Genomic DNA, 14,053 nt, shown 5'->3' with positions numbered 1-14,053 from the left:
CATTTCTATTTTTAGAATGTTCTATTTTTAAACGGAGATATGGTAAGATAATACTAATAATCTGTCTATGAATGGAAATGGGGGAGTACTTATGACATTTATGATTGTTTTTATAGCTATTATCCTTGTTGTGGCGGTAGTCGCGACGTTCATCATCCTCAAACAAGAGGAAACTAAAATGAAAACGTATGAAGAAGAGGGAGAAACAGTTAAGGATGAATTGAAAAGGTCTCATGAATATGAATCAAGCTCCTTATCCAAAAATGTAAAAAATTTATCGTGGATTTATGCAATTGTTACGATTATGTCATTTGTTGTTTTAGCCATTTATATCTATTATCGTTAACGGGAAAAAAGAGTTGCTCCTTTTGGGCAACTCCTTTTAAAACCCTAACTGCTTCGAAACAAAGAATGCTGTGGCAAAACCTATTAACATGATTAATGGAAAAATAAAGTCAAGCTTACCTATTGTAAACTGCCGATAAAAGCTTCGGTTTTTATCTCCAGTAAATCCCTTCGACTCCATCGCAATTGCGGTTCGTTCAGCTTTTCTTATCGCACTGGCAAGGAGAGGAATGGCATAACGTTTGTAGTTTTGCATTTTCTCCTTTGGTGTTTTGGCTTGGTTTACGCCACGTATGAGATGAGCGTCATGAATAATTTTCAACTCATCCCTGATCATCGGCAAAAAGCGATAGCCAGCTAATACTGCATAAGCAATACGCGGTGGAAGCTTCAGCTGCTGCATCATACTAAGGATAAAATGCACAATATTCGTTGTAAAGACGAACAGCAAGGATAATGCAGCAACATTCAACACACGTAAGGCAAGCGCTAATGCTGTTAAGACGTTTTCTGTCGGTAAACTCCAGCTCAATATGTTTATAGCCTCATCTGGATTAATCGGTGGGTCGGCAAAGGCGATAGAAGTCCAAAGCATCCCCAAAGCAAAAATGAAAAATGGAGAAAAGTACAGCAAATATTTTTTCCAGGATACCTTACCGAAAAGAAATGTAATAAGAACAGTCCAGATTAAGAATAATAGAGGCGTAATCGGCTCAAAAATGGTAGCTAGGAAAATGATGAACACCATAATCGTTAAGGCCTTCAGGCTTGGATTAAGTTGTTGTAGAAACATAGCTCGCTGCTCCTTCATATATTTTCTTTAATTGAACTGAAATCGGAAGCTCAAGCTTCCAATACATTAGTTTATCAATTGGCATCTTCCATAATTCGTGTGGAGAGCAGTCTGCTAATACAGCCCCGTCTCCAATGACGATGACGCGTGTGGCATAATCGGCCACAATATCCATGTCATGGGTAATCATAACGATCGTAGCCCCAGTCTGATGTCTTTGTTTTAGTAAGCCCATGAGTTCCGTATTCGTATGCGAATCCTGACCAAATGTAGGTTCATCGAGCAATAGGAAGGACTGGTCATCCACAATCATCGTTGCGACACTAAGTCTGCGCTTTTGCCCCTGACTAAGGGAGAAGGGGTGCTCGTTTTTTAACTCCAGTAATCCAAAGCTTTCCAAAATGTCGTTCACTATTTTCTCTATTTCAATTGTTTCAGTATCCTTCCATTTCAAGCCAAAGGCTACTTCGTCATAAACAGTATTAGTAATAAACTGGTGCTCTGGATTTTGAAACACATACCCAATTTCTTGACGCAGCTGTGCTTCTTTCCACTTGCTCAAAGATTTCCCTTTAACTAAGAGGCTCCCATTTGTAGGTTGTCTGATTCCCGCTAGAATTCGTGACAGAGAGGTTTTTCCGCTCCCATTGGCTCCGACGATAGCGACAAATTCACCTTTGTGGAAGGTGAGTGATACGTCTTTTACAATCTCCTTATTGCCGGCACTCCAAGAAAGATGGCGTGCTTGGACAAGGGGCTTCGAGCTTATCGAGACATGATCCGCTATCCTTTCTTCCTTAATTGGCAATGGATTTTCTCTAAATTCCTCTATGGTTAATGGAGGGTTAGAAAGAAGCGGGTGTTGCTCTAACACAAACTGTGTTACACGGGGAATCCAAATCCCTTCTCTCGTAAGCTGCTGTCTCTGTTCTCTTAGCGCTTGGCGAATAGAGCCATCATAAAAAATTTCACCCTGACGATTTAGGAGTACACAACGCTCGGTAATGTCTGTCCAGCCGTCTAACTTATGCTCAATAACGATCAGACTAAAGGTGACTTTATCCCTTAAAGCCTTGATGGTTTCAATAAATTCCTTTGTTGCAATGGCGTCCAGATTGGCTGTCGGTTCATCAATTATCAAAAGAGCTGGCTCAAGTGCAAGAATACAAGCTAGCGCAAGTTTTTGCTTTTGCCCTCCAGAAAGGGAGGAAATCGATGCCTTTTTAAAGGAAAGCATATTCACAAGTGTAAGTGCTGCATCGATTTTTAACTCCATTTCCTCATTAGGTATACCGAGATTTTCAAGTCCGAATGCAACCTCGTCTTCCACTGTTAGCATACAAAACTGTGTTTCTGGATCTTGAAACACGACACCAACCTTTCTGCTGCGCTCACCCGGGAGTAAATCTCTATTCTCCCTTCCATCTACAAATATTTTGCCGTGCATTTCTCCGTCTAGCTCACGTGGAAATAGTCCATTTAGACAAGAAGTGAGTGTACTTTTTCCACTGCCACTCGGTCCAAGCAGCAATAGACTTTCTCCAAACTTGAGCTGGAAGCTGACGGAGGAGAGCGCATTTTCCTGTCTCGTTTCATAACGGATTGTGAGATTTTGAACGTCTACGAATGGTTTCATGCAGCATTCTTCTTTCGTTGTTGTTTTCCTAATGCAAAGCTTGACAGGACACCAGTAGAAGCTAGACCTTCACTTAATGCCTTCCCTAGTAAACCAGCAATGAGTGCTCCACTAAGTAATCGGACAACGAACATTGCTGCAACGTATCCAGTTGCTAGTGCTGCAAAACCACTCATAAAGTAACCGTAGATAAAGCTTGTTACAGCCGACCCCATCCCAGCAGCCATCAAGACCCAGGTGGAGTAATTCCTCCAACGAGTGGCTGCGAACACAGCCTCTGCACCAATCCCCTGAATCATTCCACTCACAATAAGCATTGGACCAACTGCATTGCCGAGAAGCACTTCAATCATTGCTGCTATCGTTTCTGATAGAAATGCGGCACCGGGTTTCTGAATAATATAGGCGGCAATGATCGAAACAATAAACCATATTCCAAAGATAAAGTCATAGCCAATCGGTCCCATGAGTCCTGCAAGCACACCGCCAACTGGTAAAAAGGCAAGGTATACTACTCCGAATACGACAGCGAGTGCTGCCATAACGACGATTTCTTTAAAGCGCCAGCTTTTCATTCTGCAACCTCTTTTTTATGAGACGGACTATTTGCAGAAATCGATACGGTCATTACTGTGTGGCTGGAGCCACCGTCAACGGTTGCTTTGAAGACTTTCTCTAACCCATTGAAAATATCAGTCGCCTCTCCATCGAGTCTAGTTGAATAGTGCGCGTGGGATACGCCTACATATGCTTTCATTGCTTCAATTTGGTCATATATAATGTCCATATAATTCCCGCCACCTAGTGGATAAAGGGAAAACTTTGCTGCAACAGGTTGTTTGATATTCTTCACTAGTTCTTGGTTAAGTGCCTCATCATCAACATCCATATATGCCTCTCCTTGAGAATCCCCTGGACAACCAAGTGAATAAGTGGCTTGGAACGCGATATGTTCTCCTGTTTTCGTTGCATGTAAGAAAATCGCCTTTGTAACATCAAATACATGGATTAATTTTCCTCTTACAGTGGTTGTGACATCATCGGTTTTTATATGGACTTTGGAAGTATCTGCTTCCTCTAATGCTCCTATAATAATATCGATAAAGTTATCACTCATCGGATGAATGGAAAAACTTGCTCCTGCGATGTTACTTTTTGTACATGTCTGGTTCTGATTTGTCATGCTAAAAAGCCTCCCCCAAAATATTTTTATTGAAAATAAAAAACTGCATTCCCTTTTCGTGGGAATGCAGTCTATATGTAAAATAAGATTCTGTATTTATTAAATGTTACAGAGTCAGGTCGACCGCACTTCCCCACGCTGGTATTATCCAGATCGGGTTCAAAGGGTCAGAACGACAACTTGTTCTTCTCAGCCGCATACACAGCTCCCCTAGTGCTCTTGCAATATTTAATTTTCTAAATATAAATTAACATAAGATTTGGAATATGTAAAGGGGATACAGTCTTTACAATTCCTGTTCCCGACGAATAGATTTCAATTGTGGTGCTGTAAAAACACGAAATAACACAAACGTTAGTATAGACAAAAGAATCCCAAAAATATAAGGCAATCCAATAGAAATCGAGAAAAACCAGCCGCCTAAAGGGGGGCCAATGATCCTTCCAAGTGAATCAAAAGAGGATAGGAGTCCAGTTACCCCGCCATGGCCTATTTTCGATTTTTTAGTGAGTAAAGAGGAAACACTTGGACGAATGACCCCATTCCCCAAGCCAAAGACCGTTAAATAAATGGCTGCTGTTATAAAACTATCTGTGAACAGAATTAGCAAGAAGCCAACTGCGGAAACCAAAATTCCAATCTGAATCACAACATGCTCTCCAAATCGTTTAATGAACCCGCCAACCATCCCACCTTGGACAATGGCGCTGCCTAATCCCATAATCATGAAGATATAACCCAATTCTATTGTTCCTAAATCTGCTCTTTCTGCAGCAAAGTAGGCAAAAGTTGCTTCTAACCCAGCTAAAGAAAGAGTAACGAAGAATGTGAGAAAGTACAACATATTTGTAGAGGAAGACTTGAACGCATGAAATAAATTTCCAGATTTCCTCAAGGATTCCTTCCTTCTTTTTTCAATGGATAAGGACTCTCTTAAAATAAACATCACCATGAAAAAGGTAAAAAGAGCAAAGCTTCCTGCTAAGAAAAAAGGGGTACTCAAGCTTGAACTGGAAAAAATTCCGCCTATAGCAGGTCCAAATATAAATCCAAGTCCGATTGCAGCACCGACTATCCCCATTCCTTTCCCACGGTCTTCCTCGGAAGTAATATCAGCCGCGTATGCCATCACTGTTGCCATATTGGCTGAAGATAACAATCCTCCTATTATTCTTGCCGCGAACAGCATCCATAATGCTGTCGATACAGCCATTAAAAAGAAGGAGAGCGCTAAACCTAACGTACCTATCATAATCACGGGTTTGCGTCCAATTCCATCCGAAATCCTTCCCCACATAGGTGCGAAAATCAATTGCATAAGAGAATATACTGCCATAAGTAAGCCTAACTCAGTAGGCGATGCACCGAGTTCTTCCGCATAGAAGGGAATTACAGGGATGATAATACCAAAACCAACCATCACTAGAAACATAACAGCAAATAAGATTGTTAATGCTCTTTTTGTGTTCATCATCCGTCACTCCATTTTATAAGCTATTCTAATTTGCTTAATTTTAGTGAGGTATTTAAGGGAGGCCCTAGCATATTAGGGAAGGGAGCTAGACTGATTTCTAAAGTGTTGGAAGGATATGTTTGTCAGTTCCTTAGTACAGTGACATTATCTTCTGCGCCATAGGTGGTAGCATCTTGCAAAAATGAAATAGAAAAGGTCCGAAAACTTTCCACAACAAACGAATTTTTTTTCTTTTTATTCCATGCAATTCCTACCGTTTGAAAGCAAGCAGGATTTGAAATCTTGACTATCTTTACATTGTCTAAGGACGAATCCAAAGATAAATTATTAAAGATAAAGGAAATTCCTGCTCCCTCATTTACTAATTGCAAAATGACGGAGAGGTCCTCTCCTTCAAACGCGATACGCGGGGTGAAGCCAGCTTTTTCAAATATGCGATTTTCTGTTGTACGAAAGCTTTGGCCTGTTTCTGACAAAATAAACAATTCTTCTTTAGCCTCAACAAGGGAAATCTCTTTTTTAGCTGCTAAAGGATGATTTTTGGGAACCACTAAGAAGATTTCTTCTTTGAAGAGAGGCGCCCACTCTATTCGCTCATCAGTAATAGGGTTTGGAACAATCAGTAAGTCAATTTCACCATCCAGTAATTTCTGCTGCGCTAATCGGTCAGGTAATAGATATTGCCGGAATTTAACATTAGGACGCTTTTTATAAAACTCATAGAATAATTTTGGTAATAGCTTTGAATTCATTACATTAATGGTGATACTATCTTCTCGAATATTTGCCAACTCTTGGACTGCTTCTTTTGCATCTTGTAAATCTGATAAAATTTTCTCTACCTTCTGATAAAAAAGTTGCCCGTATTCATTCAATAGAATCGTTTTTCCCTTTCGATCAAATAAAGGTACGCCGATATCTTGTTCTAATCTTCCAATCGTTTTGCTTAAGGAGGATTGAGAAATCTCTAGTTCAGCAGCTGCTTCCGACATATGCTCTAACCTTGCTACCGTTAGAAAATATCGTAATTGCTTTAAACTCATATGTTCACCTTCTTATGCTTATAACTATAAAGGAATAAGTTAATTCTTTCAAAGTTTTGGATGCGTATTCATAAAAGAGTTAAGATATATATGTAACATATATTCCAAAATTAAATTATATTACCAACGAGTAATGGAAGATTTAGGAGGGTTATATATGAGCGTTAAAGATTTTGAAAATCGAGTTGTATTAATCACTGGAGCTGCTACTGGTATTGGCCGTGCTACAGCACTAGCATTTTCCCGTCGGGGTGCGAAAGTAGCAATTGGTGACGTTGATGAACGGGCTAATGAAACAGTTGAACTAATTCAAAAAGAAGGCGGAGAAGCTGCATTCTTTAAAACAGATGTAACAAACTCCGAACAAGTTAAGTCACTTGTTGAAAAGACAGTTGAACAATTTGGTGGATTGCACCATGCATTCAATAATGCCGGAATTTTAAATAAACCAGCGAAGTTCGCTGATATTGAAGAAGATGTATTTGATAAAGTAATGGAAGTGGACGTAAAAGGTGTATTCCTTGCTGTAAAACATGAACTTAATCATATGGTTGCTAATGGTGGCGGTACAATTGTAAACACTGCTTCTGTAGCTGGTTTGATTGCAGACCCTAATATGGCACCATATGTTACTGCTAAACACGCAGTTACCGGCTTAACAAAGTCAGCTGCATTTGACCATGCTAGAGACGGTGTTCGTGTTAATGCGTTAGCACCTGGCCTAACAGAAACGCCTATGACACAGATTTGGAAAGATGACCCAGAAAAATGGGCAGAAGTTACTGCTAACGTTCCGATGGGGCGTGCTGCTAAGCCAGAAGAAATTGCAGAAATGGTTGTATTCCTTTCTTCAGACGCTGCAAGCTTCTGTAACGGTTATGTGTATGCAGTAGATGGTGGACAAGTTTCTCACTAAACTTAGAACTCAATATGAAATTTCATTTAACGGAACAAGGTAATCAAGATAGGTTGATTTACCTTGTTCTTTTTTTATGGATTAAATTGTTATATGGTTAATAACATTATATAGACATCAAGGTACAAAAATTCGAATAATCAACTGTCCTTTGTTTCCTGTTCTTTAACTGGTTATGATATTATCTTTATATATATAATTTTCTAACGTTTTTCGTGGAATTGGCTCGCACAAGTGATGTGAGACTGAAAGCGCAGGGGAAATGGGAGAAAAGTCGCTCATACAAGTAATGAAAGCCCGAATGAGTTCGCTAAATGTAAGAAAGGTCGTTCATACAAATAATGAAAGCCCAAACGAGCTCGCTAAACGGAAGAAAGGTCGTTCATACAAGTAATGAAAGCCCAAACGAGCTCGCTAAACGGAAGAAAGGTCGTTCATACAAGTAATGAAAGCCCAAACGAGCTCGCTAAACGGAAGAAAAGTCGTTCATACAAGTAATGAAAGCCCGAATCAGCTCGCTAAACGGAAGAAAGGTCAATCATACGGCCTATCATCATCCGGAGAAGGTTCAATCCTAATCTACCAGCAATTTATTTTAAAAATAAGTATGTTACACTAAAAGAGCAGTTTTGTTTGGAGAGGAGTACGAAAGTTTGGCTTTAGAGAAAATGATTTCAAAGCTTTCGAAGCAGGAATTAATTGATTTAGTGCTGGAATTAGCTCAGGGGGATGAAGATATTCACAAAAAGCTGGAGTATAAATTGGAAACCCCAAACGACGAGGTAAAGGCCAGCAAACAACTGATTCGAAAGTACATAAATGAGAATAAAAGAAGAGGGTTTATTTCTTGGCGCAACGTTCATTCAGCACTGCAAGGGGCGGAAATGGTGCTGGAAAAAGGAAGAGATAAGCTAGTGAATGATGAAGAAGAGACAGCAATCCATCTTGGGCTTGCAGTACTTTCTGTTGTAATTGATATGTTTCAATATACCGACGATACTGGGGGAGAAATCGGCTATGTAGTGAATAAAAGCATTACCCTTCTCAAAGATGCTTCCTCAATGGTATTACTTTCTTCACAGCATCGAGAACAAGGGAATATGTTCGATCTTATTTTAAATGAAGCCATGAATAAACGTTATGATGGCTGGAATGATTGGCGTCTTGAGCTTCTAGAAGTTTGTACCATTTATTCTGCTCGCATCTCTGCTAGAAAGAAGTTAGAGCAAACGCTTGATAAGCTCTATACGCAAGTATCTACACACTCTTCTTGGTCCTCGGATTATGAACTACAATTAATTAAACAACTACAGTTAAAAATCTTAGAACGTAATGGTGAATTGGAAAAGGCCCAACAATTCATCCTTGAGAATCTGCAATTTGATAATTTTAGAGAAATGGCTATTCAAAAAGAAATAGAGAACGAAAATTATAAGAGTGCGTTAATTTTATGTGAAGACGGCGAAGAAATTGATAATAAGTACCCAGGCCGCGTGAAAAAGTGGAAGCAATATCGATTACAGGTCTATGAATTGCAAGAGAACATTGAAAAGCAACAGGAAATTTTGCTTGAATTTGTATACGACAATGAGTACGAGGCATATAGGAAATTAAAGGAGCTATACTCTCCTGAAGAATGGGCGAAAGTTTCAGAGGAAATCTTTGAGGTATTTGAGAATCAATCTGGCTATTTACCTCATGTGTACGAGTATATTGCTAAAGCTGAGAATCGCTCAGATAAAATTTTAAAATACTGTGAAAAGTCACCTAGTACAGTTAGTGAACTATATCCTTATTTAATAGATGATTATGCTGACAGGGTTGAGGAAATTTTTATCACCTATATTCAAACGGAGGCAGAAAACGCAGCAAACCGTAAACAATATCGTTCTGTGTGCAAGAAATTGAGAACATTAAAAATTGCGTGTGGCAAGGAAAGATTTACCACCTTAGTGCAAGAGCTGAAGGAAATCTATCAGCGTAAGCCAGCGTTTGTAAACGAGTTGGAAAAGGTAGAGAATTAAATGAGATAGATTAATAAAAGGATTCCCGTCCCATTACTTTATTAGATGAAATATTCTCCTCCAACAATATCTCATGGAGAACTTCATAATTTAATAAACCCAGCTAAAAATACACAAAGAAAAGGAGAGAGGTACATCCCTCGCTCCTTTTCTGATTATCAATATTTATAAGACTGTCCACCATCGATTGGGATAACAGCTGCATTAATAAAGTTTGCTTGGTCAGACAGTAGGAATGCTACCAAGTATCCCACTTCCTCTGGTTTACCAAACCGTTTCATTGGGTTAGGCTCTACGAATTCTTTTCCAACTTCTTCCCAATTGTCTCCACCCATTTGTTTCAGGGATCCTTCTACCATCGGTGTCATGATGGCACCAGGAGCGATAGCTTTGACGCTTACTCCATATTGTCCATACTCAATTGCTGAGTTCCTTGTTAATCCAACAACTCCGTGCTTACTTGCTGCATAACCTGATTGATTACCAACTCCGCGGATGCCACCAACTGATGCAGTATTTACAATGGAGCCATAACCTTGTTTCTTCATGATTCTTAATACATATTGCATGCCATAGAACACACCATTTAGGTTGATGCCAATCACTTTGTTAAATTCGGCTGAACCAAAATCTTCTGTAAGGTTTTGTTTGCCTTCAATCCCGGCATTGTTAAAGAAGCCATCGATTCTGCTGAACTTTTGAATGGTTTGTTCTACATAATTTTTAACGTCCTCTTCTTTGGAAACATCAGCAGCAATCATTAGAATTTCAGCTTCTGGAGCTTCTAACAATACTTTTTTTCTCGTCTCTTCCAAGCCTTCTTGGTTTAGATCCACTAATGACAGTTTTGCTCCTTCTTTTGCTACCTGTAAAGCAGATGCTTGCCCTAATCCAGAGGCTGCACCGGTAATAAGTACAACTTTGTCCTCAAATCTATTCATGAACCTTCATCTCCTTTTTTTATAGTGAATGAAATATAGATACAACAATCCTACTTAAATTATTTTGTTATAGAAATTGATTCTTCTCATATAAATATACCCGGATAAATTGTTGATTAAACAAACTAAGTGAAGAGGAAAAAGTACAGAATTAGGATTTTCACATAATCATATTAAAGTTGTGTGCAAACGGATAAAGTGTTTTGCGTTGACATAAGCCAACGCTAAATCATACCATGGAACATATAAAACATCGGAGGTAAAAAAGTAAATGACAAAACAATCGGTATTCTTTTTTGATATAGATGGAACATTACTAAACGGTGAAAAAAAATTACCTGCATCAACAAAGGAATCAATTTTTAAGCTGAAAGAAGCGGGACATATTGTCGCAATTGCAACAGGCAGGGCACCATTTATGTACGAGGATTTGCGTAAGGAGCTGGAAATTAATACATATATCAGTTATAACGGACAATATGTAGTGCTAGAAGGTGAAGTTCTGTACACCAATCCGTTGAATATGGATGAGCTTATAAGACTAACGGAAATTGCGAAGGCAAATGAGCATCCAGTAGTTTTTATGGACCATGATGATATGAAGGCAAATGTTCCAGAGCATACATATATTACAGAAAGTATATCTACCTTAAGAATTGATCGTTTTCCTACTCATGACCCGTACTATTATAGAGGTCGTGATTTATATCAGTCGCTCCTGTTCTGTATGGAAGGGGAAGAGAAACCCTATGAATCTGAATTTAAGGCATTTGATTTTGTAAGATGGCATCCTTATTCCGTTGATATCTTGCCAAGAGGCGGTTCTAAGGCAAAGGGAATAGAAAAGGTCGTTGAGAAATTAGGGATTGCAAAAGAAAACATTTATGCATTTGGTGATGGCCTCAACGATATTGAAATGCTATCTGCCGTGCACCATGGTATCGCGATGGGGAATGGAGAAGAGAAAGCGAAGCAAGCGGCAAGATATGTGACGTTATCGGTAGAGGAAGACGGGATTTCCTATGGCTTGAAAAAGTTAGGGTTGCTATAAAAAGGAAATAATATAACCTAATTTGAAGTGTATTTGTTAAGCTATTAAAGAGAAAGAATAGATAAATTCCACAGGAAGAGAACGAAGGGATTTAGTTTCGTTCTCTTCTCCTTCTAATAAAAAATGCATGCGTCATTTTTAAAATCGGCCTGCCAAGTAGTTGAATGCCTCCTAAAATGAAAAAAATATTACCGATTTTTTCCGTTGAATGAAAGAGAAATAGTATACTTCCTGTTACATACCATAATCCTAATGTAAGATCATTTACTAGGGAAAGAAGTCTATACCTTCTGCTGAAGAATAATTCGAACTTTCCCATCTCTAAAGCATAGTATTCATTTGTTTTCTCTACCTTAGGCAACGCAAAGTACCTCCTTCTTTCTTTAACAACCTTTGAAAGAGTTAAATACTCTGAATCAACAATGTATCTATTCCCTACAAGCATTTTATTAAACGGTTGGCTATAAGTGTGAATTTCCATTATTAATTCCCCGAGGAAAATTGATGGTTTGAAATAAAATACAATGTAAGTAAAAAGAGCGGTAATAAAGGGGAAACTGCGGTCCATATACAAATACTATCTTGATTACTTTAAGAGCATCTATCGGACAAGTGATTAGAAAAGAGGGAATGGAATAGCTTTGTGATAGTAGAACAATAAAGCTCTACTTAATGCCAATCCCAAAAATAATTAATCGACTTTCTTAATTGGCCAAAATAAAACCTGCCGTGAAGAAGCGTAATGAAAGACAGGATTTCCAATGATCGTATTTTCCGGTAAGAAAGGCGTCATATTTTCATTATATATTACGACATCTGCATCATGCACCTTCCACTTTTTATGATGGATGTCCCCTCTATATAAATGGTTATTGCTGTAAGACCACAAGTAATACCTTTCCAGAAGCCAATAACTCTAACTTGCCTTTTTTGGACAATAGGATCCAGAAACTGGACGGTAAACAACGTTGAATTTAGCCTCTGACTTTCCTTTACGCTCTAAACTATAGCAGATAGTATTTTTCCTCATGGTTCTATTTATTTTTGCGTAGTAATAAGGCAAAGTAGCTGCTCTTGCTCCTAGAACCGCAAATAAATGATTGGCATCCAGACTGAAAAAATAAATCCCCTTTTTCCCATCTCTTTTTACATATGTACGAACATTGAGTTCTAAGAAAGAGTTTAGAAAGGGAACAGGGGGTAAATTTCGAAAGCGCATGTTGCTTACTTTAAATGGAATAATGGTAATCCATGCATTTCTATTATATGTATCCAATTCAAGACTTTTTGGGATATATGGTTGAATTGCTGCTGCGGAAATAGGGAGATGCATAAACAATAAATGATCCCATCTTTGTTTCATTACCCAAGGACCATCAGGTAAAGGGAAATCCCGATGGTCTGTACTATTCAGTATCTTTTCTAACATGTCCTTGCTCCCTTTCACATTCTCTTTATTCTATCATTTTTTCGTTAGTTATCATTGTTACCTTGATTCGGGTTCTTATCAGTTTCTCTTTGTGGTTCGATATCTTGTGTTGAATCTTTTTCCTTCTTTTTTTGTTCAAGTGAATCGTCATATTGTTTGTCTTTACTATTCTCAGTCATTCTTTCACCTCCAAATCAGACCTTATATTACTTTAATAGCCGTATTAAATAAAATTCAAACATGGTGTTTTAATAGATCACCTTAGGGTATTGATTAATAAACAGACTTAAGTAGGAGGTATGATAGAAGGTAGTGAGATAGACGAGTGTTAAAACTTAACTGCAGCTCAGCATTTTAGGGGAAACATTTATTAAAGAAAGGGGTTAAACTATGAAGAAGCATGCAAAGGCACTTGCAATCAAAGGGGTTATGACCCTGATTGTTCTGTATCTGGTACTAGGGCTAAGTTATGGAATGTCATTTGGTAATGTATTGCTGGTTACACTTGTCCTTGGGTTGGTTTCCTATGGGCTTGGAGATCTTTATATCTTGCCGAAATCTTCTAATGTAACAGCTACATTGGCGGATTTTGGTATGGTTTTTTTAATAATCTGGTTATTAGGAATGGCTGTTACGGATTTGAGTTTAGGTACTATATCACAGCAAGCTCTTATTTCAGCACTTGTCATGGCAGCTGGTGAGTTTATCTTCCATATCTATATTTTAAAGAAAGGCTTAGGTCTCAAACGAAGATATCGAACCATTTTTTGATTGTTTTTTAATTCAAAGGAGGCTGGGCCATAACCAGCTAAAATAGTATAAAAAATGGTTCCGAGCAATAAAATTCGCTCGGAACCATTTTTTGTTGAGTTATTTCCATTCTCTGTCACTAGTTTGCGGTCCTTGGCGGTATACTTCCTCAAGTTTACCGCCATAAATGCAAACCCTAATTCATTTTTGACTTTGTCTTTACCTCTCAAAGACATTCGAGTGAAACCCAAATTAGCCTTCAAGAATCCGAAGACTGGTTCCACATCAATTTTACGTTTGCCATAAATCTCACCAGTTTTCTCATCTGAAAGCTTCGCTCTCACATATTCTTTTTGAGCTTCCCACTTCTCATTGTAGTGGACTTTTCGATTGTTTCCTTCCTTCACTTTCGTACAAAGCGAACGTAGAGGGCAATTCGTACAATCTTCACATTCATAAACTTTGTAC

At 38.5% G+C, this 14,053-nt stretch carries 15 protein-coding genes, 1 pseudogene and 1 riboswitch; of the genes and pseudogenes, 5 read left to right on the top strand and 11 right to left on the bottom strand.

Annotated features, from left to right (window positions below):
* Window positions 1-91: 91 nt before the first annotated feature.
* Complete coding sequence (locus tag D8M04_RS11730) at window positions 92-346, top strand: hypothetical protein (protein WP_246001218.1); 255 nt, start codon at window positions 92-94, stop codon at window positions 344-346.
* A gap of 36 nt (window positions 347-382) precedes the next feature.
* Here the strand turns inward: D8M04_RS11730 and D8M04_RS11725 are convergent, their stop codons facing one another.
* The 6 genes from D8M04_RS11725 to D8M04_RS11700 all read right to left on the bottom strand — a co-directional run bounded on the left by D8M04_RS11725 (window position 383) and on the right by D8M04_RS11700 (window position 6,474).
* Window positions 383-1,138 carry an energy-coupling factor transporter transmembrane component T family protein gene (locus D8M04_RS11725; protein ID WP_121523206.1) on the bottom strand — a complete coding sequence of 252 codons (756 nt, stop codon included), beginning with the start codon at window positions 1,136-1,138 and terminating at the stop codon, window positions 383-385.
* Complete coding sequence (locus tag D8M04_RS11720) at window positions 1,119-2,774, bottom strand: ABC transporter ATP-binding protein (protein WP_121523204.1); 1,656 nt, start codon at window positions 2,772-2,774, stop codon at window positions 1,119-1,121. The genes D8M04_RS11725 and D8M04_RS11720 overlap by 20 nt, the downstream gene beginning before the upstream one ends.
* Window positions 2,771-3,349 carry an ECF transporter S component gene (locus D8M04_RS11715; RefSeq protein WP_121523202.1) on the bottom strand — a complete coding sequence of 193 codons (579 nt, stop codon included), beginning with the start codon at window positions 3,347-3,349 and terminating at the stop codon, window positions 2,771-2,773. Before D8M04_RS11715 ends, D8M04_RS11720 begins: the two co-directional genes overlap by 4 nt.
* Window positions 3,346-3,957, bottom strand: a complete 612-nt coding sequence (locus tag D8M04_RS11710; RefSeq protein ID WP_121523200.1) for a YkoF family thiamine/hydroxymethylpyrimidine-binding protein — start codon at window positions 3,955-3,957, stop codon at window positions 3,346-3,348. The genes D8M04_RS11715 and D8M04_RS11710 overlap by 4 nt, the downstream gene beginning before the upstream one ends.
* 113 nt (window positions 3,958-4,070) lie before the next feature.
* Window positions 4,071-4,179, bottom strand: a riboswitch (TPP riboswitch).
* Window positions 4,180-4,243: 64 nt separating this feature from the next.
* Window positions 4,244-5,428: an MFS transporter gene (locus D8M04_RS11705; RefSeq protein WP_121523198.1), complete on the bottom strand. Its 1,185-nt coding sequence runs from the start codon at window positions 5,426-5,428 to the stop codon at window positions 4,244-4,246.
* A 125-nt stretch (window positions 5,429-5,553) separates the two neighbouring features.
* On the bottom strand, window positions 5,554-6,474 hold the full coding sequence (locus tag D8M04_RS11700) for a LysR family transcriptional regulator (RefSeq protein WP_121523196.1): 921 nt from the start codon (window positions 6,472-6,474) through the stop codon (window positions 5,554-5,556).
* 157 nt (window positions 6,475-6,631) lie between these two features.
* Between D8M04_RS11700 and D8M04_RS11695 the strand changes: the two genes are divergently transcribed.
* On the top strand, window positions 6,632-7,390 hold the full coding sequence (locus D8M04_RS11695; RefSeq protein ID WP_121523194.1) for an SDR family NAD(P)-dependent oxidoreductase: 759 nt from the start codon (window positions 6,632-6,634) through the stop codon (window positions 7,388-7,390).
* A 653-nt stretch (window positions 7,391-8,043) separates the two neighbouring features.
* Window positions 8,044-9,414 carry a hypothetical protein gene (locus tag D8M04_RS11690; protein WP_121523192.1) on the top strand — a complete coding sequence of 457 codons (1,371 nt, stop codon included), beginning with the start codon at window positions 8,044-8,046 and terminating at the stop codon, window positions 9,412-9,414.
* 158 nt (window positions 9,415-9,572) lie between these two features.
* Here D8M04_RS11690 and D8M04_RS11685 read toward each other — a convergent pair whose 3' ends face one another.
* Entirely contained in the window at window positions 9,573-10,355 is a 783-nt protein-coding gene (locus D8M04_RS11685) for a glucose 1-dehydrogenase (RefSeq protein ID WP_121523190.1), read from the bottom strand.
* Between the two features lie 271 nt (window positions 10,356-10,626).
* On the opposite strand from D8M04_RS11685, the gene D8M04_RS11680 reads away from it, so the two are divergent.
* Window positions 10,627-11,406 carry a Cof-type HAD-IIB family hydrolase gene (locus D8M04_RS11680; protein WP_121523188.1) on the top strand — a complete coding sequence of 260 codons (780 nt, stop codon included), beginning with the start codon at window positions 10,627-10,629 and terminating at the stop codon, window positions 11,404-11,406.
* Window positions 11,407-11,497: 91 nt separating this feature from the next.
* Here D8M04_RS11680 and D8M04_RS11675 read toward each other — a convergent pair whose 3' ends face one another.
* From D8M04_RS11675 to D8M04_RS20565, 3 genes and pseudogenes are all read right to left on the bottom strand, one after another.
* Entirely contained in the window at window positions 11,498-11,887 is a 390-nt protein-coding gene (locus D8M04_RS11675; protein ID WP_158595116.1) for a YrhK family protein, read from the bottom strand.
* A 210-nt stretch (window positions 11,888-12,097) separates the two neighbouring features.
* Window positions 12,098-12,835 (bottom strand): annotated as a pseudogene (locus D8M04_RS20430) (YqjF family protein).
* A gap of 44 nt (window positions 12,836-12,879) precedes the next feature.
* Entirely contained in the window at window positions 12,880-13,014 is a 135-nt protein-coding gene (locus tag D8M04_RS20565; RefSeq protein WP_281277125.1) for a hypothetical protein, read from the bottom strand.
* A gap of 211 nt (window positions 13,015-13,225) precedes the next feature.
* On the opposite strand from D8M04_RS20565, the gene D8M04_RS11660 reads away from it, so the two are divergent.
* Complete coding sequence (locus D8M04_RS11660) at window positions 13,226-13,606, top strand: DUF2512 family protein (RefSeq protein ID WP_121523180.1); 381 nt, start codon at window positions 13,226-13,228, stop codon at window positions 13,604-13,606.
* On the opposite strand, the gene D8M04_RS20425 is transcribed toward D8M04_RS11660, so the two are convergent.
* Window positions 13,552-14,053 (bottom strand): transposase (locus D8M04_RS20425; protein ID WP_246001217.1); only part of this gene is annotated, 502 nt, incomplete at its 5' end. The genes D8M04_RS11660 and D8M04_RS20425 overlap by 55 nt on opposite strands.

This window comes from Oceanobacillus piezotolerans, assembly GCF_003665065.1.
GTDB classification, from domain to species: Bacteria; Bacillota; Bacilli; order Bacillales; family Amphibacillaceae; genus Oceanobacillus; species Oceanobacillus piezotolerans.
The sequence above is the reverse complement of the archived record's forward strand: the minus strand, read 5'-3'. Positions and strand labels throughout refer to the sequence as shown.